The organism is Limibacillus halophilus, from assembly GCF_014191775.1.
Classification (GTDB): Bacteria; Pseudomonadota; Alphaproteobacteria; order Kiloniellales; family CECT-8803; genus Limibacillus; species Limibacillus halophilus.
This window is the reverse complement of the sequence record NZ_JACHXA010000010.1, coordinates 22,165-45,642: the sequence shown is the minus strand read 5'-3', so window position 1 is coordinate 45,642 and position 23,478 is coordinate 22,165. Positions and strand designations below refer to the sequence as shown.

26 protein-coding genes are annotated in these 23,478 nt (G+C 59.5%); 5 read left to right on the top strand and 21 right to left on the bottom strand.

Annotation, left to right across the window (positions count from 1 at the left end; genetic code table 11):
* Positions 1-32: 32 nt before the first annotated feature.
* From FHR98_RS14985 to FHR98_RS14975, 3 genes are read right to left on the bottom strand one after another with little or no spacing between them, the layout of a single operon-like run.
* Positions 33-1,544, bottom strand: coding sequence for a UbiD family decarboxylase (locus tag FHR98_RS14985; RefSeq protein WP_183417546.1), 1,512 nt, complete (start codon positions 1,542-1,544; stop codon positions 33-35).
* A gap of 57 nt (positions 1,545-1,601) precedes the next feature.
* Entirely contained in the window at positions 1,602-2,084 is a 483-nt protein-coding gene (locus FHR98_RS14980) for an NfeD family protein (RefSeq protein WP_183417545.1), read from the bottom strand.
* Between the two features lie 15 nt (positions 2,085-2,099).
* The gene (locus FHR98_RS14975; RefSeq protein ID WP_246377909.1) at positions 2,100-3,050 is read right to left on the bottom strand and encodes an SPFH domain-containing protein; all 951 of its coding nucleotides are present in this window, start codon (positions 3,048-3,050) and stop codon (positions 2,100-2,102) included.
* A gap of 291 nt (positions 3,051-3,341) precedes the next feature.
* Between FHR98_RS14975 and FHR98_RS14970 the strand changes: the two genes are divergently transcribed.
* Together FHR98_RS14970 and FHR98_RS14965 are read left to right on the top strand one after the other, a co-directional pair.
* Positions 3,342-3,554, top strand: coding sequence for a DUF4170 domain-containing protein (locus FHR98_RS14970; RefSeq protein ID WP_183417543.1), 213 nt, complete (start codon positions 3,342-3,344; stop codon positions 3,552-3,554).
* Positions 3,555-3,691: 137 nt separating this feature from the next.
* On the top strand, positions 3,692-4,429 hold the full coding sequence (locus FHR98_RS14965) for a hypothetical protein (RefSeq protein WP_183417542.1): 738 nt from the start codon (positions 3,692-3,694) through the stop codon (positions 4,427-4,429).
* A gap of 13 nt (positions 4,430-4,442) precedes the next feature.
* On the opposite strand, the gene FHR98_RS14960 is transcribed toward FHR98_RS14965, so the two are convergent.
* The 16 genes from FHR98_RS14960 to FHR98_RS14885 form a co-directional block, all read right to left on the bottom strand.
* On the bottom strand, positions 4,443-5,441 hold the full coding sequence (locus FHR98_RS14960; RefSeq protein ID WP_183417541.1) for a hypothetical protein: 999 nt from the start codon (positions 5,439-5,441) through the stop codon (positions 4,443-4,445).
* A 314-nt stretch (positions 5,442-5,755) separates the two neighbouring features.
* Positions 5,756-6,097, bottom strand: coding sequence for a hypothetical protein (locus tag FHR98_RS14955; RefSeq protein WP_183417540.1), 342 nt, complete (start codon positions 6,095-6,097; stop codon positions 5,756-5,758).
* 188 nt (positions 6,098-6,285) lie between these two features.
* Positions 6,286-6,567, bottom strand: coding sequence for a lysozyme family protein (locus FHR98_RS14950; protein WP_183417539.1), 282 nt, complete (start codon positions 6,565-6,567; stop codon positions 6,286-6,288).
* A 114-nt stretch (positions 6,568-6,681) separates the two neighbouring features.
* Positions 6,682-7,275 (bottom strand): GNAT family N-acetyltransferase, encoded by a 594-nt coding sequence (locus FHR98_RS14945; protein WP_183417538.1) that lies wholly within the window; start codon positions 7,273-7,275, stop codon positions 6,682-6,684.
* A gap of 14 nt (positions 7,276-7,289) precedes the next feature.
* Entirely contained in the window at positions 7,290-8,555 is a 1,266-nt protein-coding gene (locus FHR98_RS14940; RefSeq protein WP_183417537.1) for a M16 family metallopeptidase, read from the bottom strand.
* A 13-nt stretch (positions 8,556-8,568) separates the two neighbouring features.
* A complete protein-coding gene (gene thrC / locus FHR98_RS14935; protein WP_183417536.1) occupies positions 8,569-9,987 on the bottom strand; it encodes a threonine synthase in 1,419 nt (472 codons plus the stop codon).
* A gap of 143 nt (positions 9,988-10,130) precedes the next feature.
* Positions 10,131-11,642, bottom strand: coding sequence for a carboxypeptidase M32 (locus FHR98_RS14930; protein ID WP_183417535.1), 1,512 nt, complete (start codon positions 11,640-11,642; stop codon positions 10,131-10,133).
* The gene (locus FHR98_RS14925; protein WP_183417534.1) at positions 11,639-12,403 is read right to left on the bottom strand and encodes an SURF1 family protein; all 765 of its coding nucleotides are present in this window, start codon (positions 12,401-12,403) and stop codon (positions 11,639-11,641) included. Before FHR98_RS14925 ends, FHR98_RS14930 begins: the two co-directional genes overlap by 4 nt.
* Positions 12,396-12,785, bottom strand: a complete 390-nt coding sequence (locus FHR98_RS14920) for a DUF983 domain-containing protein (RefSeq protein ID WP_183417533.1) — start codon at positions 12,783-12,785, stop codon at positions 12,396-12,398. Before FHR98_RS14920 ends, FHR98_RS14925 begins: the two co-directional genes overlap by 8 nt.
* A gap of 42 nt (positions 12,786-12,827) precedes the next feature.
* Complete coding sequence (locus FHR98_RS14915; RefSeq protein ID WP_183417532.1) at positions 12,828-13,655, bottom strand: cytochrome c oxidase subunit 3; 828 nt, start codon at positions 13,653-13,655, stop codon at positions 12,828-12,830.
* A 45-nt stretch (positions 13,656-13,700) separates the two neighbouring features.
* A complete protein-coding gene (locus FHR98_RS14910; RefSeq protein ID WP_246377907.1) occupies positions 13,701-14,333 on the bottom strand; it encodes a cytochrome c oxidase assembly protein in 633 nt (210 codons plus the stop codon).
* A gap of 4 nt (positions 14,334-14,337) precedes the next feature.
* Positions 14,338-14,484, bottom strand: a complete 147-nt coding sequence (locus FHR98_RS14905; protein ID WP_183417530.1) for a cytochrome c oxidase system small membrane protein — start codon at positions 14,482-14,484, stop codon at positions 14,338-14,340.
* Positions 14,485-14,491: 7 nt separating this feature from the next.
* The gene (locus tag FHR98_RS14900) at positions 14,492-15,409 is read right to left on the bottom strand and encodes a heme o synthase (RefSeq protein ID WP_183417640.1); all 918 of its coding nucleotides are present in this window, start codon (positions 15,407-15,409) and stop codon (positions 14,492-14,494) included.
* Positions 15,410-15,454: 45 nt separating this feature from the next.
* Positions 15,455-17,083, bottom strand: coding sequence for a cytochrome c oxidase subunit I (gene ctaD, locus FHR98_RS14895; protein ID WP_183417529.1), 1,629 nt, complete (start codon positions 17,081-17,083; stop codon positions 15,455-15,457).
* A 25-nt stretch (positions 17,084-17,108) separates the two neighbouring features.
* Positions 17,109-18,011 (bottom strand): cytochrome c oxidase subunit II, encoded by a 903-nt coding sequence (coxB, locus tag FHR98_RS14890; RefSeq protein WP_183417528.1) that lies wholly within the window; start codon positions 18,009-18,011, stop codon positions 17,109-17,111.
* A 356-nt stretch (positions 18,012-18,367) separates the two neighbouring features.
* Complete coding sequence (locus FHR98_RS14885; RefSeq protein ID WP_183417527.1) at positions 18,368-19,666, bottom strand: DUF3422 family protein; 1,299 nt, start codon at positions 19,664-19,666, stop codon at positions 18,368-18,370.
* A gap of 108 nt (positions 19,667-19,774) precedes the next feature.
* Here FHR98_RS14885 and tldD point away from each other — a divergent pair, with 108 nt between their 5' ends.
* The 3 genes from tldD to FHR98_RS14870 are packed head-to-tail and all read left to right on the top strand — an operon-like array spanning position 19,775 to position 21,928.
* Complete coding sequence (tldD, locus tag FHR98_RS14880; RefSeq protein WP_183417526.1) at positions 19,775-21,208, top strand: metalloprotease TldD; 1,434 nt, start codon at positions 19,775-19,777, stop codon at positions 21,206-21,208.
* 46 nt (positions 21,209-21,254) lie between these two features.
* Positions 21,255-21,578 carry a putative antibiotic biosynthesis monooxygenase gene (locus tag FHR98_RS16700; protein WP_183417525.1) on the top strand — a complete coding sequence of 108 codons (324 nt, stop codon included), beginning with the start codon at positions 21,255-21,257 and terminating at the stop codon, positions 21,576-21,578.
* A gap of 47 nt (positions 21,579-21,625) precedes the next feature.
* Positions 21,626-21,928 (top strand): YciI family protein, encoded by a 303-nt coding sequence (locus FHR98_RS14870; protein WP_183417524.1) that lies wholly within the window; start codon positions 21,626-21,628, stop codon positions 21,926-21,928.
* Between the two features lie 9 nt (positions 21,929-21,937).
* Here FHR98_RS14870 and hemF read toward each other — a convergent pair whose 3' ends face one another.
* Both hemF and FHR98_RS14860 read right to left on the bottom strand, forming a co-directional pair.
* The gene (gene hemF / locus FHR98_RS14865; RefSeq protein ID WP_183417523.1) at positions 21,938-22,828 is read right to left on the bottom strand and encodes an oxygen-dependent coproporphyrinogen oxidase; all 891 of its coding nucleotides are present in this window, start codon (positions 22,826-22,828) and stop codon (positions 21,938-21,940) included.
* Positions 22,825-23,307 carry a tRNA (cytidine(34)-2'-O)-methyltransferase gene (locus tag FHR98_RS14860; protein ID WP_183417639.1) on the bottom strand — a complete coding sequence of 161 codons (483 nt, stop codon included), beginning with the start codon at positions 23,305-23,307 and terminating at the stop codon, positions 22,825-22,827. The genes hemF and FHR98_RS14860 overlap by 4 nt, the downstream gene beginning before the upstream one ends.
* Between the last annotated feature and the right edge of the window lie 171 nt (positions 23,308-23,478).

Below are 23,478 nucleotides of genomic sequence, written 5' to 3'. Positions count from 1 at the left end.
TTGAATGCCCTTTACTTGACTGAATTGCGGGCTTATTTCCAGATGGGTTTTCCGGACCCGGGTAGGCCCAGGTCGTCCCACATGGCCGATACCCGGTCGACCACGTCGTCGTCCATACGGATGACATGACCCCATTCGCGTTTGGTTTCCGGGTACCATTTGTCGGTGGCGTCCAGGCCGATCTTCGAGCCGAGGCCGCTTTCCGGGCTGGCGAAATCCAGGTAGTCGATGGGTGTGTGCTCCAGCATCGTGATGTCGCGGGCAGGGTCCATCTTCGTGGAGACCGCCCACCAGACGTCCTTCCAGTCGCGTGCGTTTACCGTATCGTCCACCACGATGACCCACTTCGTGTACATGAACTGGCGTAGGTAGGACCAAGCGCCCATCATCACCCGCTTGGCATGGCCGGGATAGGCCTTCTTCATCGAAATGACGGCGATACGGTATGAGCAGCCTTCCGGCGGCAACCAGAAATCCGTGATCTCCGGGAATTGCTGTTGGAGCAGAGGTATGAAGACCTCGTTCAAGGCCTCACCCAGCACGCTGGGTTCATCCGGCGGTCGACCGGTGTAGGTCGAGAGGTAGATGGGTTTCTCACGCCGGGTGACGGCGGTAATGGTGAAGACCGGGAAGGGCTCGACCGAGTTGTAGTAGCCCGTGTGGTCGCCGTAAGGACCCTCGTCGCCGTAGTCCTCCAGGCTGACGTAACCCTCCAGCACGATCTCCGCAGTCGCCGGAACCTTCAGGGGTACCGTCTTGCAATCGACGAGTTCAACCCGCTTGCCGCGTAGCAGACCGGCAAATTGATACTCCGACAAGGTGTCGGGAACCGGCGTGACCGCAGCCAGAATAGTGCCGGGATCGGCGCCCAGGACAACGGCGGCCGGTAGCGGCTCTCGTTTACCACTGGCCTTCCAGCGGGCGTGGTGCTGCGCGCCGCCGCGATGTTTAAGCCAGCGCATCAGGGTTTTGTTCCGGCCCAGCTTCTGCATGCGATAGATTCCGAGGTTGAAATCGTCTTCCTTGCGCTTGCCGGGACCTTTCGTGACGACGAGCGGCCAGGTGATGAGCGGTGCTGGTTCGCCCGGCCAACAGGTCTGGATCGGCAGGTCGTCCAGGTTGACGTCGTCACCTTCAAGCACGACCTCCTGCACGGGACCCTTGGCAACTGTCTTGGGGCGCATGGCCATAATGGTTTTCAAAAGGGGCAGCTTGCTCAAGGCATCGCGCAGGCCGCCGGGCGGTTCCGGCTGGCGAAGAAAAGCCAGGGTTTCGCCCACCTCTCGCAACTGCTGCGGTTCGCGGTCCATGCCCCAGGCGACTCGCTCGACCGTGCCGAACAAATTTACCAGGACCGGCATGTCGTAGGTGCCGCCATCGGGCCGTTGCACGTTCTCGAAAAGCACAGCCGGGCCTTGCTCTTCCAGCAGGCGCGTTTGTATCTCGGTCATCTCCAGTATGGGAGACACGGGATGGGAAACCCGGCGCAGCTTGTCGGCAGCTTCCAGGCGGGCGATGAAATCTCTCAAGGACTCGTATGGCATGGCGGACTCAATCTAGCGCAGAAGCGGCGCGGCGCCAGTCCCGTCTGCCGGACCGGGTCAGTTTTTCCCCCCTGCTGCGGGCTCCGCTGCTTGCGCCGATTGAGCTTCGACCCGGAGCGTCGCGCCTTCCGCCGCGATAACCCGAACGACGGTGCCAAGCGGCAGGTCCGGCCCCAGCACCTTCCAGCGGCTGTCGTCCAGGCGCACCATGCCCACACCGTTGACGATCGGCTGATCCAATGTCGCAGTGCGCCCAACGTACTGATTTGCGCGGCGATTGAGACTGGGTTGGTCGCTGTCTTCGCCGCTGCCGCGGACGAAGCGCCACCAGATTAAGACCGACACGACCGAGAAGAGTCCGAAAAGCAGCAGCTGCAGCTCCCAGCTCATGTTCGGGGCAAGCAGCAGGACAAGCCCGACAGCACCAGCCGCCAAGCCCAGCCAAATGAAAATGAAGCCAGGGGCGAAAATCTCGATGCCACCCAGGACAAGCGCCAGCACCCACCAGTGCCAGAATTCGATACTACTCAGGAATTCCATTGACCGCTCCCCGCCTCAATCTTTGGATGCCCAGGGGCTTTTGCCTTCTGGGTCGCGGCCCAAAGCCTCCTTGGTGATTTCGGCAATGCCGCCCAACGCACCGATGATGTTGGAGGCTTCGACAGGCAACATGAAAACCTTCTGGTTGGGCGAATCGGCAAATTTGCCGAAGGCCTCCAGATAGCGCTGACCGAGGAAGTAGTTGATGGCCTGAGCATTGCCGCCGGCGATGGCTTGCGACACGACCTCGGTCGCCTTGGCTTCGGCTTGGGCTTCGCGCTCACGCGCCTCGGCGTCGCGATAGGCCGCTTCCCGGCGACCCTCGGCGGCCAGGATCGCCGCTTGTTTCTCACCTTCGGCACGAAGGATCGCCGACTGACGCTTCCCTTCCGCCTCAAGAATCTCCGCACGTTTCTCGCGTTCGGCCTTCATCTGCCTGGCCATGGCCGTAACAAGGTCGACCGGCGGCGAGATGTCCTTGATCTCGATTCGTGTGACCTTGATGCCCCACGGCGCGGTCGCCTCATCGACGATCGCCAGCAATCGAGCATTGATTTGGTCGCGTTCCGATAGAAGCTCATCCAGATCCATCGAACCCATGACGGTACGAATATTGGTCATGGATAAGTTCAGAATCGCCCGCTCGAGATCGTTCACCTCATAAGCGGCCTTCGGCGCGTCGATGATTTGGAAAAAGACCACGCCATCCACGCCAACAACCGCGTTGTCACGGGAAATGACGTCCTGGGAAGGCACGTCGAGAACGGTCTCGCGCATGCTCATACGTGACCCAATCCGGTCAACAAAGGGGACGATAAGGGCCAAGCCGGGTCTTAGGGTGTTCGTGTACCGACCGAAGCGTTCGACGGTGAACTCCATTCCCTGCGGGACGGCCTTCACGCCCATGAACACGATGATGACGGCGAGCGCCACAAAGGCAATTACGAAAAGTGCAAAACCAGTCAAAGGTATCTCTCCTCTCTCACGCGGATAGAGCGGTCTTGGCGACCGCAGAGTCCGCTTGACGGCGGTTATATGCCGCATTATTCCCTGCCAGGAATTAGGGTATCTAAAGGCCGGATTTGCAAACAAAACCGTCGGATTGGGGGCAACCTCTCCGAGGATAGCTTAGTAGATTGATACGGTGGGGAAGATATCAAAAGGTAAAAAATCCTTTTCGTTGCGGCTCTTACGTGGTCAAATTAAGATACTCATGCAGACCTTTGGCGTAACGAAGCCGAAGAGGCAAAGGCGACGATGCAGAAGTACTGGGTTGTAGGCGGCGAATACAAGGACACGCGCTTCGACTGCGCGATAGCGGGCGGCGAAGACTGGGCGGGACCCTTCGAGACGTACGAAGAAGCAGAAAAAGAATGGGCCCGGCTGGCTTGGATGACGGTCGATGACTGTCACAAACGCTATCGGATCGAGCGCATGGATCCTGAAGTGCCGCCGCGTTGCACGGATTGATCGGGCGGCCGGCGGAACCACACCTGGCGGTTTTATCCCGAAAGATCGACGGCCGATGGCCGCAACAGGAAGGCCTGCCCGTTCCCCGCTCTTTCGCTCGATCTGTCGCCCGATCTTTCGTATGAGCCGTTGATATCATGCCCTGGAAACTCCCGGAGTTGGATGCAGACCTTTTGGCGCTGGCCAAAGGATACCCCTATGAAGCACCGACGGAATCCTACCTTTATCGCGATGGGCGTACCTTTCCGATAAGCCAGGCCGATTTTGTCGGGCGGACGCCGGTGATCGGTCACGGCTCCAACCGAGCGCCGTCGCAGCTGCGACGGAAGTACGGAAACCTGTCAGGCCGTCAATCCGAAATTCCGGTAACGCTGGCATGGTTGCACGGTTACGACATCGTCTATTCGGCCCACGTGACGCGCTACGGCGCGATTGCCTCAACCCTCTGTCCGGCTCCTGGCTGTCGGGTCGTGGTCGCCATCAATTGGCTCGATTCCGAACAATTGGCTTTCATGCACCGGACCGAGGGCTTCTATAGCTACGGCAGCCTGCGCGGTGTCGATTTACGACAGTTTGACGGGCAGGGGCCGGCCTTGTCGGAAGCCTTTGTATATCGTGGAGATCACGGCTGCCTGTTAAAGGACGGGGCTCCTGTGGGATTGGCGGCGTCATGGGGCGAAAACCGGCCACATAGAAAAATGAGCCAGGCCGAGGCTTTGGCTCTGGTTCACGCGCGTCATGGTTTTGTCGATGATCTCGATGGCCACATTCTAGCGACCATTCGTGATGAGCAGGCGAGGCTCAAAATTTTGGAAGCGCTGGGGGCAGAGGCGTTGCACCAGGACTGGCCGCACTTCCATCTGACCTCCCTCTAAGCACCGCCGCCGATCAAGGATCGATCATGTTTCTGTTGAGGAGTGTTTGGACGAAGGTCCATTCGTCCAGGCCGGGGGTGATGGCCGGGTGATAGAGGAGCTTGAGGGCGGCCAGGGCTTTGGCCTGTTCCTCCGGGGTTACGGGGCCCTCTTTAAAGAAGAATGCCTCGGTCGGGTGCAGCCCCAGCGTCACCATCAGCGCGCGAAAGAGGCAGTGTTCCACCGTCGGCTCCCCCAGACGATGGAAGATGCCGATGCGGCCTCGATGCACCCGGTATCTCTGAGCGGGCGACATAGCGCCCTTTCCGGTCCAGGCCCGCTCCGTAAAGTAGAAATCCGGATAGGCGCCGCAGCCCTGGGCGATCATGCGTTTGCCGATCTCGCCATCGGGCCTCCAGACGCCAACGCGATGTTTTGGCTTCCACTGCTTCAAGGCGGAATAGACGCTGATCTCCGCATTTGTTTCGGGGTTTCCGGGCGGTGTGGCGTCTCCAAGGGCCAAGTAAGCTTCGGGCAGCGCTGGCACCGCTTCGCGGATGCGGTTGTAGAAATTCAGCACATCGAGGTCCGCATCGCTATCGCTACTCGCGTCCCAAATCCCCACCGGCCGTCGATCGAATCGCCGGGTGACGAGGCCAATGCGCTCCGGGTAGTAGAGGGTGATGTCGTCTTCAAAGCCCTTGGGAAAGAAGAAGCGCTTGAGATCGCTGCGGGTCAGGCGGGGCAGCGTCTGCGCCCCGCCTGCCACGGTAGAAGTCTCCGTCACTCCGAAAACCTCGGGCCCCAAGATTGGCGGCCAGGACGCGACCGGGGCCGGATCGATCTCGTCGGGCGGCAGGTAGCTTCCATAACCATCGTCGGTGAGATGGTACCAGATGATGAGGAGTTTCCCGAAGCCATCGGTGGCAAGCATGCCTGCTAGAAGCCCGGCAAGGGATGATCTGATCAGCGCCCGTTTATGTTTCTTCAGGTAGGCCCGCAGCTTCTTCGGGTAGCGTCGCCATTTCATCATGCGGCAAGCCTAGCCGCCCGTGAGGTTGCCGCCTAGGTGGTATTCTGTATCATTTTTTCTCGTATACAAAATGGCGATGCGCTTTATTCCAGGACCGTGCGAATACCTTGCTCGACAGCCTCCTCGGCGAAGGCTTCAACGGCACCCCGAACCCCCTCCTTCACGCCCCGGGCGATGATCTCCGACTGCTGGAATATTTCCGAACCTTGATTCTAAGGTTCGTCCGAAGGCGACGGCGTCATAAACTGGCAGCCCTCGGAATCAACCCGGGATTCTGAGGGAGAGTTGGACTAGGACGGGCAGCCGCGACCGGCTCATCTGTCTTCAGCGTTGCGGGAAAGCCGGGAATCCATCCACAGTCGGTAGAGCAAGAGCGCTGCGGGAAGGAAAAAGAAGTAGAATATGGCCGCATGGACCAGGCTAAAAACTGCAAACAAAACTAAGTCCAACTGGCAATAGAATCCCGATATGGGGTTATCGCCCGGGATGGAGAGGTCGTAGGGTTCTCCGTAGTAGACGATTGTGCACATGTCCGCCACCAACTCGCCATTCGTTGCGTAGAACAAGAACAAGGTGAAGGCGCAACCGAGAAGGTAGCAAAAAATGAACCCCCCTCCGAAGAGGTAGGCCCGGTCCACCGGCTTTCGCCAGATCATTCGCGCCCGCCCGTCACAAGCATTCGAAAGTCAGGGCCCGAAAATCAGGGGGTTCAATATCAGGGGCTGTCAGGTTCGAGCTCGCTTCGAGCCCAAGGTTTTTCTTCATAAATCCTCCGCACACGCGCACCAAACGCGCTGACCTCTTCTTTCGCCATAGAGTTCCATAAAGTAGCAACTTTTGCAACCTACGCGTCAGGAACGCGAGCGGCAATACCCTTCAACAGTTGCGCGCCAGCGCGGATATTGGCTTCGGGATCGCTGGCCTTTGAAGGGTCGCCGTCAAAGTATTTTGACCACTTCTTCGGGTTGATGTTCATTGGGAGAATCGTTTTTGATCGCCCAACGGCCTCCCCAAGAAGTCCGTACCAACCACGCGCATTCTCGGTATAGATGATTGCGGTAAGAAGGGTGGGGTCAACTCCCACCTCTTTCGCGATCTTTCCGATGGTCAACCCATGTCGGTTCACAGCATCAATTCCCAAACATAACCACAAGAAAAGTGTATTAACTTGTCACATCAACAACCACCCGCCCGAAAGCAGGGCAGAGAGGACGGGTCGACAGTGTTGCTGCGGGGAGGGTTAGAGGTCTGGCCAGCGCGGGTCGTCGCGCAACAGGGCATAGAGCAGGTGGTCGTGCCAGGAGCCGTTGATCCTCAGGTAGGCGCGGGCGCAGCCTTCGCGTTGAAAGCCCAGTTTTTCGAGTAGGCCGCTGCTGGCTCGGTTCTCCGGCAGGCAAGCCGCCTCGATGCGATGCAGGCCGCAGTGATCGAAGGCGAAGTCACTGGCGGCACGCAACCCCTCGGTCATGTAGCCCCGGCGGGCATGGCGCGCGCCGATCCAGTAGCCGAGATTCACCGATTGCGCGACGCCGCGCTGAAGGTGGCGCAACGTAACGCCGCCGAGCAAGGCGTCGTCGTCACGCCGAAACAGGAAAAAGGCATAACCCAGGTCATGCTTTGCTTCGGAGTTGCTATGCCGCAAGCGCTGCCGGAAGGCGCTGCGCGATAGGGCATCGCGAGCCCAGGTCGGCTCCCAGGGTGCCAGAAAGTCGCGGCTCTCGGCCCTGAGCGCCGTCCAGGCCTGATAATCCCGCGCCCTTGGCGCCCTGAGGTAGACACGGCCGTAACCCAGTTTTAGGCCCAGGGCATCTTTGCGGAAGAAACCAAGGCTCATGGGCTTGCGGTCCCTTAGGCGACGAGGCGCGACCTCAGGCTGTCGAAGCTTTCGAGCTTGGACAGCGGGCCGATGCTGGCAAGGGTGGGCGGTAGACCTGCCAGACGGGCGGCGAGGCGCTTGATTTGTGCCGCATCGACTGCGGCAAGCTTGGCTTCGATCTCCTCGATGGTGAGTACGCGACCGAATGCCAATAGTTGCTTGGCCTGGTTCTCGCAGCGGCTGGCAGAACTCTCCAGCCCCATGAGTATTGAGGCGCGAAGCTGAGCCCTGGCGCGATCCACCTCCTCTTCACTCAAGGTGACGGAGACTTCGGAGAGCTGATCGCAGATGACAGGCAGCAGTGCTGCTGTTTCTTCCTCGCCGGTGCCGGCATAGATGCCGAAAAGCCCCTTGTCGCTATAGGCCGAATGGAAGGCAAAGATCGAATAAACAAGGCCGCGCTTCTCACGCACCTCCTGAAACAGTCGTGACGACATCCCGCCACCCAGCAGTGTCGCCAAAAGATTGACGGCGTAATAATCGTCATCCAGCCGCGAGAGGCCCGGAAAACCCAATACCAGGTGGGCTTGCTCCAGGCTCTTGTTTTCCCTGAACTCGCCGCCGAGATAGCTGGCGTTATCCAAGGGCTCCGTGGCGCCAACCTGCGGCAACGAGTCGAAAGCGGTTGCCACGCGCTCTACGAAGTCATCGTGTGTCAGCTGGCCCGCCGCGCTGACGACCATGTTGCCGGCGTGATAGTGCTGTTGCATGTAGCCCCGCAGGTCATCGGCGGTGACGGCGCGAATGACCTCCGGGCGGCCTAGAACCGGGCGGCCCAGCGGCTGATTCGGAAAAGCGGTTTCCTGGAAATGATCGAAGATGATGTCGTCGGGCGTGTCGGCGGCCTGACCCAGCTCCTGCAGGATCACGCCGCGTTCGCGCTCCAGTTCCTCTCCGACGAAAGTGGAGTGCTGCAGGATGTCTGCAAGCATATCGAGTGCAAGCGGCATGTCGGCGGCCAGTACCTGGGCATGATAGGCGGTCGATTCCCGGCTGGTATAGGCGTTGAGGCTGCCGCCCACGTCTTCGATCTCGCGGGCGATATCAAAGGCGCTGCGCCGCTCGGTGCCCTTGAAGGCCATATGCTCGAGCATGTGGGCGATACCGTTCAACCTTGCGGGTTCCTGGCGCGTGCCGACGTTGACCCAAACACCCATGGCGACGCTGGCGACATCGGGGCGGGCGTCGGAAACCACCGTGAGCCCATTATCCAACCGCGTGACTTCAACCTTTTGCATTTATGCTTTGTACCTAAATTGTGGGCGCGCCTTGCTGCGCGACTTTATCGCCGTCGTCGATGAGTCCCTCCAGGTGGGCCAGATCCGCAGGAACATCAAGAGCATATTCGGGCCGATCCAGAAGATCGGCAAGGCGGGTTGGTAGGGCAGGGCGCAGTCCCGTGGCTTTCTCCACCGCATCCGGGAACTTCGCCGGATGGGCTGTCGCCAGGGCAACGAGTGGGCAAACTGATCCTTTCGCCGTCGAGCGCGCCGCCGCGATTGCGATGGCGCTGTGCGGGTCTGTCAGTTCGCCGTCCCGGGTGTGGCGACGAGCGATTTCCGCGAGCGTTTCCTCGTCGTCGAAGCGGACGCCCTGGAACAACGCGGTCGCCTGCGCCAGAGAGGCCGGGTCCAGCGTAAAACGGCCTTCCTCTCGGAATTGGCGCATTGTTGCGGTAACGGCCGCGCCATCGCGTCCCAGTAAATCAAACAGCAAACGCTCAAAGTTGCTGGACACCTGAATGTCCATCGAGGGTGAATAGCTGGGCGAAACGCCCTCCATGGCCATGGTGCCGCTGTCCAGGAAGCGGGTGAGGATATCGTTGTGGTTCGAGCCCACTACCAGTCGCTCGATCGGCAGCCCCATCTGGCGCGCAGCATAGCCTGCGTAGACGTTGCCGAAGTTGCCGGTTGGAACCGCGAAGGCGACGGGGCGGTGCGGCGCGCCCAAAGCGAGGCCAGCCCAGAAATAGTAAACGATCTGCGCCATCACACGAGCCCAGTTGATCGAATTGACGGCAGCCAGATTGTGGCGGTCGCGAAAGGCCTGATCATTGAACATGGCCTTCACCAAGTCCTGGCAATCGTCGAAGGTGCCCGCCACCGCCAAGTTATGGATGTTGGCGGCGTCCACCGTCGTCATTTGGCGGCGCTGAACCTCGCTGACCCGACCTTTTGGGTGCAGCATGTAGAGCGTTGCGCGCGCTTTGCCCATAACCGCTTCAATGGCGGCCGACCCGGTATCGCCGGAGGTCGCACCCACGATGGTCACACGCTGGTCCCGGGCTTCCAGCACCACCTCGAACAACTGGCCCAGAAGCTGCAAGGCCACATCCTTGAAGGCCAGGGTCGGCCCATGGAAAAGCTCTAGGAGCCAGAGATTGCCTTCTAACTGGCGCAAGGGGGTGACGGCCGGATGGCCAAAGCCGGCATAGGCGGCCTCAATCAGCTGCGGCAGCTTGTTCAGTGCCGCACTGCCGGTCATGAAGGGCGCTATAATCTCGACGGCCAGGTCGCAGTAACTCATGCCGGACATACGGACGAGGTCTTCTTGGCTGAATGTCGGCCAGCTTTCGGGTATGTAAAGGCCACCGTCGCGCGCCAGACCGCTCAACAGTACGTCGTCGAATTCCAAGGTCGGGGCGGTGCCCCGGGTCGAAATATAACGCAAAGGTCGATCCACTCCTTGAGAGTGCGGAAAATTAGGCTCCAGGCCGGCGCATACCTTAAAGGTGCGCCATGAGGCCGACAACAGAGGAATCCGCAGTCATCCCAACTGTGCTCACAGCGATTACCAGGGCTGTCTAGGCTGCTTTAAACATCTTCCAGATAGCGCTGACGCAGGTGGAATTTGAAGGCGTCAGGGTCGAGCGGGCGCCCAGTGGCCTCGGCCAAAAGTTCGTCGGCGCTCAACAACGAGCCGCGGCCGTGTACTTTGCGCCGCAGCCAGTCGAGCAACAGGGTGAAGTCGCCGCGACCAAGCGCCTCCGGAATGTCGGGATGTTCCGCGACGGCAGTCTGGAACAACTGCGCTGCGGTCATCGCGCCAAGCGTATAGGTCGGGAAGTAACCGTATGCGCCATCGTACCAATGGATATCCTGCAGCACGCCAACGCGGTCCTCGGGTGGTCTGACTCCCAGCAACTCTTCCATGCCGTCGGTCCAGGCACCGGGCAGATCGTCCAGCGACAAATCGCCGCCGATCAGGGCGCGCTCAAGACGATAGCGAAGAATCACGTGGGCGGGATAGGTCACCTCGTCGGCATCGACCCGTATGAAACCCCTTTCGACACGGCGGTAATGCTTCACCAGGTTATCGATGTTCCAGGCCGGCCCCTTGCCGCCCAGACACTCCATGGCCAACGGCCGCATGAATGAAACAAAGCTGCGGCTACGGCAGGCTTGCATCTCCATCAAGAGAGATTGGCTTTCGTGAAGCGCCATGCCGCGGGCCTCGCCGACGGGTTGGCGACGCCACTTGGAAGGCAGTCCACGCTCATATAGCGCGTGCCCGGTTTCATGCAGCACGCCCATCATGGCGCTGAGGAAGTTGTCTTCGTCATAGCGGGTCGTAATTCTCACATCCTCCGGGACGCCGCCGCAGAATGGGTGCAAGGAGACATCAAGTCGTCCATGCGCGAAGTCGAAGCCGACCGCTTGCATCAATTTGCGGGCGAGCGCTTGCTGATTGGCGGTGGGGAAGGGGCCTTCCAGGGGCAACGGCGCGTCGGCGGCAGCCTGTTTATCCAGCACCTCATTGAGGAACGGCGGCAGGAAATCCGCCAGATCGGCAAAAACCGGATCGATGCGATTGGCCCGATTACCCGGATCGAACTGATCCAACAAGGCATCGTAAGGACTGAGACCCAAGGCCTCCGCTTTGATGGCTGCTACCTCACGGACGATGCTCAGCAGTGTTTGCATGGCGGGTTTGACCAATGAGAAATCCGACTTCGCGCGGGCCTCGCGCCAAATCATCTCACAGCGTCTTGCAGCCTTGGTTTCTTCTTCCACCAAGCGCGACGGTACGGCGTTGGCATGCAGCCAGCGTCGCTTCATCTCTCGCAGATTGGCCCGTTGCCAAAGGTCCAGATAACCGGACTCTTCCGCCTCTGTCCGCTCAAGACCCTCACCGAGGCCGGGGTCGGTCAGAAGTTCGTGGATCGTGACATTGAGCGCAGACAGTTGTTCGCTGCGCGCCTCGGAGCCACCGTCGGGCATCAAGGTGGCGGCGTCCCAGTGCAACATTCCTGCAGCCTCGCCAAGGGCCGCGATTCTGCCAAAACGGGATTCCAGATCCAGGTAAAGGGGTGTTTGCTCGGTCATGACTTTCCATTGTCCTTGGCGTCGTCGGGTTCCTTGGGCCTTATGCCTCGCAGGAAATAGATCACCACAAGCCCCAAGGCCAGCGTGAACCAGGTGATGGCGTAAACCAGATGGTTATTGGTTAGCGCGACCTCGACGCCAACCGGTATCGGCAGGTCGCTCTCGCTGTCGCTGGAACGCACCGCGACAAGGTAGAAGCCCTGAACGAGGGGCGCTTCCTTGACGTTTGCCGCCATGGCACGCGTGTCGTAATAGAACCAGTTGTTGCCTGCGGCATCATTATCCGGACGGAATTGACTGCTGCCGGTCCAGCCGTCGCGCCGCACGATGCCTTCGATGCGGATGGTGTCCGTGGGCAGGCTGAAGGTCCGATCATCGGGCAAAGCCTGACTCTGCGGCACCCACCCGCGATTGACAATAATTGCGCGGCCATCGGGCAAAAGGAATGGCAGGGCGATGTGCAGGCCCTGCACGCCCTGGTGGCTTCGGCCGGGAAATCGAAACTCGGGCTGGGTCGCAAAGCGGCCGGTAACCGCAATCCGGCGAAATTCGAGCGCCGGTGTGAGCGCGGCGGTATCAGGCAATCCGATCAGCGCGTCGGCCGACTGGCGGGCCTGAAGGTCAGCGATCAGCGCCTCCTTCCATGCGAGACGCTGAAGTTGCCAGAAGCCGAGTGCAATGAGAGCTGAAAACAAAAGGACACTGAAAACAGTCAGCCACAGCCCAGGATGAAACCGTGGCTTGTGATGCGCGTCAGTCATAGCTCTGTGTACCGGAATCGCTTGCCTTGTTTCGAAACTGGATTGCTATCGTAAAGGCCTTCAGCGGGCGCAGTAACAGCAGTGCGCCGCCCAACACCAAGGCAGCGCCAATAATGGCATGCACCCAGATCGCCGGTTGGTAGAGGACTTCCACTGCGATCACGATGGGAACTACCGAAAAGCCGAGAATGAAGATGAGGAAGATTGCCGGGCCATCGCCGGAATCGGCGCCGCGGTAATCCAACCCGCAAAGGCTGCATCGGTCCCGCAAGGATAAAAAGCCCTGGTACAGCGGCCCCTTTCCACAGCGTGGACAACGACAACGCAGGCCCGCCGTGAAGGGCGAGACCTGCGTTGTGTTTCCGTTCGCGTCATCGGTCATAGCGGCGCCCCATGTAACGTTGAGGGGCTGCGTCAGGTTGGATCAAGCCGGTGCGGCCCACCAGTAGACGAAGATGAACAGGAACAGCCAGACCACGTCCACGAAGTGCCAGTACCAAGCTGCGGCCTCGAAGCCAAAGTGATGGTCCGGCTTGAAATGACCGGAAAGGCCGCGGAAGAAACAGACGATCAGGAAGATCGTGCCGATCAACACATGCGCGCCGTGGAACCCCGTCGCCAAATAGAATGTGGACGCGTAGATGCCATCGCTAAAGCCAAAGGTGGCATGCCCGTATTCATAGGCCTGCAGGCCGCTGAAGGTGATGCCGAGCAGGATGGTAATGCCCAGACCCTGCATGAACTGATCGCGATGACCTTCCCGCATGGCATGGTGCGCCCAGGTGATGCTGCAACCGGAAAGGAGCAGTATCAGCGTGTTGAGGAAAGGAATGTCGAAGGGATCAAACCCTTCGATGCCAACAGGCGGCCAGACGCCGCCGGTCGCTTCGAGCCGCGAATACTGCTGCGCCTCGCCGACAAAGAGGCTGGCGTCGAAGAACGCCCAGAAAAAGGCGGAAAAGAACATAACCTCGGAGGCGATGAACAGAATCATGCCGTAGCGCAGGCCGATTTGAACCACCGGCGTATGGTGACCCTTGTGTTCACCCTCGCTTACAACGTCGCGCCACCATCCGAACATGGTGATTAGCACCAGCACAATGCCCACCGGCAAAAGCCAGCCAAGGATATCGTGCATGAAAAGCACCATACCGGTGGCCAAGACACCTCCGGAAAAGGCGCCAATGATCGGCCACGGGCTAGGATCCACCAGATGGTACGGGTGGTTCTGATGATGACCGGCTTCGCTCATCCGTCGTCCCCCAATAAATTCCGGGTCACTACCTTGTCCCGGGGTTTAGTTGACTTCAAGGGCGATAGCGGCGTCTGAAACGCCGTCGCCCCGGTGTGAAAGCTGCTGCGTCTCTTCCTGCCGTTCCAGATCGTCGGGATCACGGAAGAAGGTGTAGGACAGCGTAATGGTCTGGACGTCGTCCAGATTCGGATCCTCGGCAATGGCCGGATCAACGAAGAAATTGACGCCCATATCGACCTTCTCGCCTGCCGCCAAGGTCTGTTCGTCGAAACAGAAACAGTGAATCTTGGTGAAATACATACCGGCCTTCAGCGGCGTCACGTTGAAGGTCGCGCGCCCGGTGATCGGGGTCTTGGCCAGATTCTCGGCCTCGTAGTACACCAAACCCTGTTCGCCGACTTGCAGCGATACTTCCTTCGTCTTCGGCTTGAAGCGCCAGGGCAGCGCCGGATCGACGTTGGCACTGAAGCGCACCGCGATCTTTCTGGCGATCGGCGCATCGGGGAGGGTCTCTGCGACTTGTGTCGTACCGCCGATTCCCGTCACCTGACAGAAAATGCGGTAAAGCGGCACGGATGCAAAGGCCAGGCCGACCATACCCAACACAACGCCGCTGAGCACCATTGCCAAACGAATGTTGCCGCCCTTGCTCTTGTCTTTCAGGCTCATACCCATGTGCTCAGCTTCCTCCCATGCGGACGATCGCGACCACATAGATCAACAGAATGAACGCCAGCAAGGCTGCCAGCATCGCCCGATTTTTTCCGCGCTGGCGGCGATGAACGTCGCTGTCCCCGGGTTTGCGGTTGGCTTCTTGCGCGTTCATCGCACGACTACCAATTCAGCCAATTGCTGTTCGCGCTATCGACGATCAGCAATGCAAAGAGTACGAAGAGATAGAGAATGGAGTAGGCGAACATCTGCTTGGGAGCCCGTTCACCTTCTTCTCGAAGGACACGCAGACAAAGTCCAACGAAGCCAAGTCCCATGACCGCAGCAACGGCACCATATAGATAACCGGCAGTGCCCAGCAACGTGGGCAGGATCGACAGCGGCAGCAAAAGCACCGTGTAGAGCAGCATCTGGCGCTTTGTCGCCGCGGCGCCGGCGACCACCGGCAACATGGGAATACCAGCCTTCTGATAATCGCCTGCCCGATAGAGCGAAAGCGCCCAGAAATGCGGTGGCGTCCACATGAAGATCAACGAGAAAAGCACGATGGATTCCAAGCTGACGCTGCCTGTTACCGCTGCCCAGCCAATCATGGGTGGGAAGGCGCCGGCCGCGCCGCCGATCACGATGTTCTGCGGCGTGCGACGCTTAAGCCAAATCGTATAGACGAAGACGTAAAAGAGATTCGCAATCGCCAGCAGGGCGGCAGCGGCCCAGTTCACCGCCAAACCCATCAGCATGACCGCGAAGATCGATAGTGTGATGCCGAAAGCCAATGCGTCGTCGGGCGCGACTAGCCCTTGGGGGATGGGGCGCCCTTGCGTACGTTTCATAACGGCGTCTATGTCGCGGTCGTACCACATGTTGATGGCACCGGCGGCTCCTGCGCCCACCGCGATGCAAAGCACCGCCACTGCGGCAAGCACGGGGTGCAGGCTGCCGGGTGCCACCAGAAGCCCGGCAAAGCCCGTAAAGACAACCAACGACATGACACGAGGCTTCAGCAGGGCGATGAAATCGCCAACTGCTGCCTGCCGCTGGCTGACGTCCTCCGAAGGGAGGCCCCCAGCCTTAGCCATGTCGATGCTCGTTTCGCTCACGTTAAAGCTCCTCGCTCCACATCACTACTTGATGCGGGGCAGATCTTCAAAAGTGTGGAACGGCGGCGGTGAGGACACGGTCCACTCCAGCGTCGTTGCCCCTTCGCCCCAATAGTTGTCGCCAACCTTGCGGCCGGCCAACAGCGTCTTCGCCGCGATCACCACGAAGAACAACGTTGAAGCAAAAGCGATGTAGGTTCCGTAAGACGCGATTGCGTGCCAGCCGGAGTAGGCGTCCGGATAGTCGACGTAGCGCCGTGGCATACCCTGCATACCCAGGAAGTGCATCGGGAAGAAGGCCAGGTTGACGCCTATGAAGGAGGTCCAGAAATGCAGTTTACCTGCCCACTCCGGATACTGACGGCCGCTCATCTTGCCGACCCAGTAATAGAACCCCGCGAAGATGGCGAAGACGGCACCCAGGCTTAGCACATAGTGGAAGTGCGCAACCACGTAGTAGGTGTCATGCAAAGACGCATCGATGCCGGCGTTCGCCAGAACCACGCCTGTCACACCACCGACGGTGAAGAGGAAAATGAAACCGATGGCCCAGAGCATGGGCGTATCGAACTTGAGTGAACCGCCCCACATGGTCGCGATCCAACTGAAGATCTTAACACCGGTCGGCACCGCGATGATCATTGTCGCCAGAGTGAAGTAAGCCTTGGTGTCCACATCCAGGCCGACGGTGAACATGTGGTGAGCCCAAACGATGAATCCGACCACGCCGATCGAGACCATGGCATAAGCCATTCCGAGGTAACCGAAGATTGGCTTGCGGCTGAAGGTCGACACGATGTGGCTGATGATGCCAAAGGCCGGCAGGATCATGATGTAGACTTCCGGGTGTCCGAAGAACCAGAAAAGGTGTTGGAACAGGATCGGGTCACCGCCGCCCGCCGGGTCGAAGAAATGAGTGCCGAAGTTACGATCGGTCAGCAACATGGTGATGGCACCGCCCAACACCGGCACGGCGAGCAGCAGCAAGAACGCGGTCACCAGCATCGACCAGACGAACAAGGGCATCTTGTGCAGCGTCATGCCCGGTGCACGCATGTTAAAGATGGTCGTGATGAAGTTGATGGCGCCCAGAATGGAACTGGCACCTGCCAAGTGAAGGGCAAAGATTGCCATATCCACGCTGGGTCCTGGGTGCCCCAGAGGGCCGGAAAGCGGCGGATAGATGGTCCAACCCGTGCCGGCGCCCTGGCCGACGAACGCCGAGCCAAGAAGCAGCAGGAAGGCGGGGACCAGCAACCAGAAGGAGATGTTGTTCATACGCGGGAAGGCCATGTCCGGCGCCCCGATCATCAAGGGCACGAACCAGTTTCCGAACCCGCCAATGAGGGCCGGCATCACCACGAAGAAGATCATGATCAGGCCATGTGCCGTAATCAGGACATTCCAGAAATTGCCCGGATCGTCGGAGAAGACATTCATGATCTGGATGCCCGGCTCCTGAAGCTCCATGCGCATCAGCACCGAGAAGGCTGCGCCGATTAGGCCGGCAACAATCGCGAAAAGCAGATAGAGCGTTCCGATGTCTTTGTGGTTCGTCGAAAAGAGCCAGCGCGCCACGAAGCCGGGCTTGTGGTCGTGATGTTCATGCCCGTGATCGGCTTGCCCGTGGGTTGCAGCTTTGCCTTCAGCCATGATCTTTCTCTACCTCCTGAACGTATTACTGCGCGCGAGCCGAAGCGTCGGCCAGCAGCGTATCGCTATTTCTCTCGACCGGAAGGGCATCGCTGCCGTCGGCAAATTCCACCTTGGCCTGTTCAACCCAAGCTGCGAACTCGGCCTTCGTCACGGCCTTGATCGCGATGGGCATGAAGGAGTGGCCGGTTCCGCAAATCTCGGAGCACTGGCCGTAGAAGGTCGTACCAGCGTATTCAGGCTCGATACGAAGCCAAGTCTCGTTCATGCGGCCCGGAACGGCGTCCTTCTTGATACCGAAGGCGGGGACCGCAAAGCTGTGCAACACGTCGCTTGCCGTAATGAGGATACGAACGGTCGTATCGACAGGCAGAACCACGACATTGTCGGTTTCCAACAGGCGCTTCTGGCCAGGTTTAAGATCCGCTTCCGGAATCATGGTGGCATCGAAGGTGAAGTCGCCATGATCAGGATAGTCGTAGCTCCAATACCACTGACGGCCGGTGGCCTTGATGGTCATTTCTGCGTTTTCGACTTGTTCGGAATAGTAGAGCAGCCGAAAGGAAGGAACGGCGATGACAACCAGGATCAACACAGGAACGACGGTCCAGATGACTTCGATCAGCGTGTGGTGGGTCGTGCGCGATGGATTTGCATTCCGCTTTTCGGAGAACCGCCACATCACGTAGCCCAGAAGAACCATGACGAATATCGTGATCGCCGTGATCACGACCATCAGCAGATCATGAAAATCCTGGACGCGCTCCATGACGGGCGTCGCAGCGGGCTGGAAATCCATATGCCACTGCTGTGGCTCTGCCGCCAGCGCTTGACCGGAGAGTCCGAAATCTCCGAAACCTAATCCTGCGAGCCCTAATACAGCCGCGACCAAACCAAAGAGAACGCCGAAGCGCGTCCGCATAGTCATACCTTCCAGCCTTTCCTTCTCAAAGCCTGAAGAGCAGCGCCCGACAACAGGCAGGCGACGCCCATAAATTCCGCCGGAAATTGCGCCGGGATGCAACCCCTCAGCCGGTGTCCGTAACCGGAGCCCCGCCCGGTACTCACCCGGCACCCCCGATGCGTGGCGGACCCTACAGCAACTCGCCGCGCCGGACAAGAAGGCGCGCGCAGCTTTTAAGAGGGTCGCTGGCGCGCTATTCCCGGCCGCCAAAGAAGCGTCGACGCTGTCTCTGGAATCCAGTTAGAAATATGCATGTTTCGACCGGAATTCCGCTGGCGCGACCTTCTGTCGCAAAATCTGTCGCGGTAAGAATCGACGGTTCAGGAGCCCTTGGCCACCATGCGACGAATTCGCCTTACGATGACCCAGGTAAGCCCGGCCACCACCGGAACCGCTATGCCTTGAGTAATCTCTACAGGCAAAGGTACGCCGGCCTCTTTCAAACCTTTGGCGACATAAGCGATAAGGCCGACGCCGTAGTAGGTGACGGCTGCGATAGACAGGCCCTCGACGGTCTCCTGCAAGCGTAGCTGCATCTGCGCGCGCCGGTCCATGGAACGCAGGAGATCCCGGTTTTGTGCTTCGAGTTGTATGTCAACACGGGTCCGCAACATCTGCCCGGCGCGTGCGATACGCTTGGACAGCACGTCCAGGCGCTCCGACACGGACATGCAGGTTCGCATCGCCGGCGCCAGACGCCGATCCATGAACTCCCCAAACTGCTGGTACCCCTCCAAACGGCTTTCGCGTAGCTCTGAAATGCGCCGCTCGACCAGCGCATAGTAAGCCTTGGCTGCCCCGAACCGATAGCTGGTGGCCATGGCCACGCGCTCAAGTTCGGCTGTGAGCCGTGTCAACTCGCGCAGCAGACGACGCTCGTCCTCCAAGTCCTGCAGGTCGGCCATCGATTCCATGATATGCGACAGACCAACCCCGATGCGGTCAAGCTGCTGGCTGGCTTCCTTTGCGATCGGGAAGGCAAGCAGCGCCATGGTGCGATAGGTTTCGATTTCCACAAGACGCTGAAGCAGGCGCCCGGCCCGTCTTGGTTCCAGCCCGCGATCTCGCACAAGCAGGTGCCCGAAACCATCACCATTGATCCAGAAATCCATCCAGGCCATGGCCGCGCCGCTGGCCACGACCGCACCGGCAAAGGATTCCGAACCGAAGTAACGGGCCAGGGCCTCGCCGTTTCGCTCCGGCTCTCCATCAGACTCGAGCGCGGCGTGGATGCCGACCATCAGTTGGCCTGGAATGCCTTCCAGCCAATCGTGTGGCACCGCTTGCAATACCGGATCGCTAAAGGGGTCTTGGCCCACCGGTTCCTGACGGAAGAATGTGTAGGTCGAGAATTCGGTATGACGCTCCCACTTCAGGCGGAAAGGCCCAAAGTCGGCCATGAAATGGTTCTGATCGGATTGCGGCCCGGGGAGCTTGTAGCGCTTGCAAAGGGCGTTGAGGTGCTCGCGGTCCGCATCGGCGCCGTCGCCGCCGGTAAGAAGCGCCAGATGACTAAGGCGTTCCGGTGCGCTCAATCGCGCATAGGGGCGGGCATGGACCTCAGCGGTCAGATTCTGTCTTTCCGGATGGTCGTTCAGTCCATATCGCTTCGTCGGCATGCGCTTTTCCTGCTCGCTGGCGTCCGTGTGGGGTTTCTTCCTTCCCCTTCCTTTCCATATAAAGGATGTTGAAGTCGCTTACGACCAAAGATCGGAGAGCCGGACACCATGAGTCATATCGCCGCAACGGACGACCTGTTTTTTACCCGTGCCGGATTGGACCGCAGTCGGCTGGAGCGGATTGTGGAAGAGTCCCTCCGGGGCGGTGACGATGGTGAGTTGTTTTTGGAGTATCGGCAGTCGGAGAGCCTTTCCTTCGACGATGGTCGTCTGAAAAACGCCAGTTTCGATACACTCCAGGGATTCGGTTTGCGTTCGATTGTCGGAGAGGCTGCGGGGTTTGCCCATGCCAGCGAGTTGTCCGAGGCCGCGATTCAGCGCGCTGCCGAAACCGTCAAGGCGGTCCAAAGCGGCCACAGCGGTCAATGGGCGGCCGGACCACAAGGTACGAACCGCTTGCTTTACAGCGACGCCAACCCTTTGGAGGCGGTATCCTTCGACACCAAGGTTCGTTTGATGGGCGAGATCGACGCCTATGCCCGTGCCAAGGATAGCCGGGTCAAGCAGGTCAGCGTCTCATTGGCGGGCGAGTGGCAGGCGGTGCAGATTATGCGGGTTGGCGGCGAGCGCATGGCCGATATCCGACCCCTGGTCAGGCTTAATGTCTCGCTTGTGGTGGGTGACGGCGACCGTATGGAAAGCGGCAGTCATGGGACCGGCGGGCGTATAGCCTACGAAAGCTTGATTGAGGCGGCGAACTGGAAGGCCGGGGTGGACGAAGCGCTGCGCCAGGCGTTGGTTAATCTTGAATCCGTCGATGCACCGGCGGGCGAAATGCCGGTGGTGTTGGGAGCCGGATGGCCTGGAATCCTGCTGCACGAGGCGATCGGTCATGGCCTGGAAGGCGACTTCAATCGAAAGAAAACGTCTGCTTTTGCCGGCTTGATGGGCGAGCGGGTCGCGGCGCCCGGCGTAACCGTGGTCGACGATGGCACGATTCCTGACCGCCGCGGGTCGCTTACCATCGACGATGAGGGAACACCCAGTCAAAAGACGGTTCTGATCGAGGATGGTCGCCTCGTCGGATACATGCAGGACCGTCAAAACGCGCGGCTGATGGGGATGGAGGCGACCGGCAACGGCCGTCGTCAGAGCTATGCGCACATTCCCATGCCGCGTATGACCAACACCTACATGCTGGGCGGTGACCGGGATCCGGCCGAGATCATCGCTTCGGTGGACAAAGGCCTCTATGCGGTTAATTTTGGCGGCGGCCAGGTCGATATCACCTCGGGCAAGTTCGTCTTTTCCTGCACCGAGGCTTACAAAATCGAAGGCGGCAAGATCGGCGCGCCGGTTAAAGGTGCGACTTTGATCGGCAATGGGCCTGACGTGCTCACGCGCGTGGAGATGGTCGGTAACGATATGAAGCTGGACCCGGGGATCGGAACCTGCGGCAAGGACGGGCAGGGCGTGCCGGTCGGTGTCGGGCAGCCAACGATGCTGATCGGAGGCTTGACGGTTGGTGGCACGGCGGCTTGATCTGAAGTATGAATTGCAATGAAAAAGCACAACATGGCGGTTGGATATGACAGTAAAACGTGTATGGCGTGGCTGGACGACGCCGGAGAATGCACCGCACTACGAGGCACTTCTGAAGAGTGAGGTTTTCCCGGGCATAGAAGCCAAGAAGATACCTGGTTATCTGGCGATCGAACTGTTGCGTCGCCCGGTCGGTGACGAGGTTGAGTTCATGACCGTCATGACCTTCGAAAGTCTGGACAACGTCATCGCTTTTCAGGGAGAAGATTACGAGCGGGCTTATGTGCCCGACGCCGCACAGAAGGTCTTGAACCGCTGGGACCAAACCTCGGCGCATTTCGAGATTCTGGAAAAACGAAACTATGGCTGATCTGCGGCTTGGCTCGTGGTGATGCGACTGTCCGAGGTGAACACGACGTGCCCTGGCTGATCATGAGTGACGACGATCCCGCTGCCACCCACAAGCGAGCCGACAAGGACTTGATGGCCTTGCATATGGCTTATGAGGAAGCGCACAAGGATATCATACTGGCGGCGGGTAGCCTGCGAAACGACGACGGATCAACACCCGATGGCGGTTTGCTTCTGCTCGATGTCGAGACGCGCGCAGAGGCTGAAGCCTATTATCGCAAGGATCCTCTGACCCAGGCAGGCGTCAGGGGTCGGATCACGATTAGGCGTTGGCACCGCTCAATCCTGGACGGCAAGATTCACTGGTAGCCAACGGCGCTAGGGCCACTTCACCTCGGGTGGGAGCGACATCAAGATGGCTTCAGTGTTTCCGCCGGTCATAAGCCCGAATTTCGTACCTCGATCATAGAGCAGGTTGAACTCGACGTAGCGCCCGCGCCGGATCAGTTGATGTTCGCGTTGCTCCGGGGTCCAGGGTCGGCCGTAATGCCTTTCTACAAGCCTCGGATAGATATCAAGGAATGTGCGTCCGACATCTTGGGTGAAAGCGAATCCGGCGTTCCACTGTTCCTCCGAGTCGGCTTCCAGATAGTCGTAGAAGATGCCACCGATGCCGCGAGGCTCGTTGCGGTGCTTCAAATGGAAATACTCGTCGCACCAAGCCTTGAAGCGGGCGTGGTAATCTTCACCATGCCGGTCGCACGCGCCTTTGAGCGCCGCATGGAAATCGTCGCTGTCCCTTTGGTCCGGCACCATCGGCGTCAGGTCAGCGCCGCCGCCGAACCAAGCCTTGGTGGTGACGATATGCCGCGTGTTCATATGGACCGCCGGAACCATCGGATTTTGCGGATGGGCAACGAGGCTGATACCGCTGGCCCAGAAACGCGAATCTTCTTCCGCCCCCGGTATTTGCTTGGCGAACTCGGGAGAGAATGTGCCTTCAACCGTCGAGACGTTGACGCCAACCTTCTCGAAAACCCGGCCGCGCATGACCGCCATCACGCCGCCGCCGCCCTCGGGACGTTCCCAGGTCTGACGCTTAAAACGGCCGGCCGTCTGGCAAGTTGCAAGAGTTGCGGTTTCCGCAGGTATGCTGTCCTCCAATGCTTCGAAACATGCGCAGATCGAATCCCTGAGTGATTCGAACCAATGTCGGGCCACCTGTTTACGCCCCCTGATCTCGCCAGTGCTTTCAGTCGCGCCAGTCATTGTGAATCCTCGTTTTCTGTCGTCTGCTCTGTTACAGCAAAGCCGTTCGTCTGACGCAAGGCCTCTCCCAGCACCATGGCGCCGGCGATCGCGACGTTTATTGATCTGCGTCCAGCCTGCATAGGGATGACCAAACGCGCATCGGCCGCTGCGTGGATTTCCTGAGGCACACCGGCGCTCTCGCGTCCCAACATGACATGGTCGTCTGGGTGGAATCGGAAATCGCAGTAGGCAGTGTTCCCGGTGGTGGTCAGCAGTATCAATCGCCCGCTGCGGCTGTTGTTGTAGGTTTCCCAATCCAGGTGTCGCTGTACCGAGGCCAGATCGAGGTAATCCATGCCGGCACGCTTGAGTGAACGGTCGGTCAGCAAGAATCCGCAAGGCTCGATGATGTTCATCGGTACGCCGAGACAAGCGGCCAGGCGCAGCAGGGTTCCCGTGTTCTGAGGTATATCGGGTTGATAGAGTGTCAGTTCGATGCTCATGAGTCTTTCCGTGCCGTTTCGGCCGTTTGTATCCGCGTGCTTTTATCCGGTTCACCGGCGCTGCGCCAATATGCCATGATGCCAAAGCTATTGCTGTCGCCTTAGGTGAGATCATCGTCGAACGCTTGCGATCTGGCTTTGCGTTCAGGCATTTTTTCCTCTATA

Bases quoted from the DNA above. Each gene is read 5' to 3' on its own strand.
- coxB (WP_183417528.1), bottom strand. From the start codon at position 18,011: ATGACTATGCGGACGCGCTTCGGCGTTCTCTTTGGTTTGGTCGCGGCT.
- FHR98_RS16700 (WP_183417525.1), top strand. From the start codon at position 21,255: ATGACAGTAAAACGTGTATGGCGTGGCTGGACGACGCCGGAGAATGCA.
- FHR98_RS14955 (WP_183417540.1), bottom strand. From the start codon at position 6,097: ATGATCTGGCGAAAGCCGGTGGACCGGGCCTACCTCTTCGGAGGGGGG.
- tldD (WP_183417526.1), top strand. From the start codon at position 19,775: ATGAGTCATATCGCCGCAACGGACGACCTGTTTTTTACCCGTGCCGGA.
- FHR98_RS14980 (WP_183417545.1), bottom strand. From the start codon at position 2,084: ATGGAATTCCTGAGTAGTATCGAATTCTGGCACTGGTGGGTGCTGGCG.
- FHR98_RS14900 (WP_183417640.1), bottom strand. From the start codon at position 15,409: ATGGCTAAGGCTGGGGGCCTCCCTTCGGAGGACGTCAGCCAGCGGCAG.
- FHR98_RS14965 (WP_183417542.1), top strand. From the start codon at position 3,692: ATGCCCTGGAAACTCCCGGAGTTGGATGCAGACCTTTTGGCGCTGGCC.
- FHR98_RS14960 (WP_183417541.1), bottom strand. From the start codon at position 5,441: ATGATGAAATGGCGACGCTACCCGAAGAAGCTGCGGGCCTACCTGAAG.
- FHR98_RS14905 (WP_183417530.1), bottom strand. From the start codon at position 14,484: ATGAACGCGCAAGAAGCCAACCGCAAACCCGGGGACAGCGACGTTCAT.
- FHR98_RS14925 (WP_183417534.1), bottom strand. From the start codon at position 12,403: ATGACTGACGCGCATCACAAGCCACGGTTTCATCCTGGGCTGTGGCTG.
- FHR98_RS14940 (WP_183417537.1), bottom strand. From the start codon at position 8,555: ATGCAAAAGGTTGAAGTCACGCGGTTGGATAATGGGCTCACGGTGGTT.
- FHR98_RS14985 (WP_183417546.1), bottom strand. From the start codon at position 1,544: ATGCCATACGAGTCCTTGAGAGATTTCATCGCCCGCCTGGAAGCTGCC.
- FHR98_RS14930 (WP_183417535.1), bottom strand. From the start codon at position 11,642: ATGACCGAGCAAACACCCCTTTACCTGGATCTGGAATCCCGTTTTGGC.
- FHR98_RS14915 (WP_183417532.1), bottom strand. From the start codon at position 13,655: ATGAGCGAAGCCGGTCATCATCAGAACCACCCGTACCATCTGGTGGAT.
- FHR98_RS14910 (WP_246377907.1), bottom strand. From the start codon at position 14,333: ATGGGTATGAGCCTGAAAGACAAGAGCAAGGGCGGCAACATTCGTTTG.
- hemF (WP_183417523.1), bottom strand. From the start codon at position 22,828: ATGACTGGCGCGACTGAAAGCACTGGCGAGATCAGGGGGCGTAAACAG.
- FHR98_RS14945 (WP_183417538.1), bottom strand. From the start codon at position 7,275: ATGAGCCTTGGTTTCTTCCGCAAAGATGCCCTGGGCCTAAAACTGGGT.
- FHR98_RS14920 (WP_183417533.1), bottom strand. From the start codon at position 12,785: ATGACCGATGACGCGAACGGAAACACAACGCAGGTCTCGCCCTTCACG.
- FHR98_RS14970 (WP_183417543.1), top strand. From the start codon at position 3,342: ATGCAGAAGTACTGGGTTGTAGGCGGCGAATACAAGGACACGCGCTTC.
- ctaD (WP_183417529.1), bottom strand. From the start codon at position 17,083: ATGGCTGAAGGCAAAGCTGCAACCCACGGGCAAGCCGATCACGGGCAT.
- FHR98_RS14885 (WP_183417527.1), bottom strand. From the start codon at position 19,666: ATGCCGACGAAGCGATATGGACTGAACGACCATCCGGAAAGACAGAAT.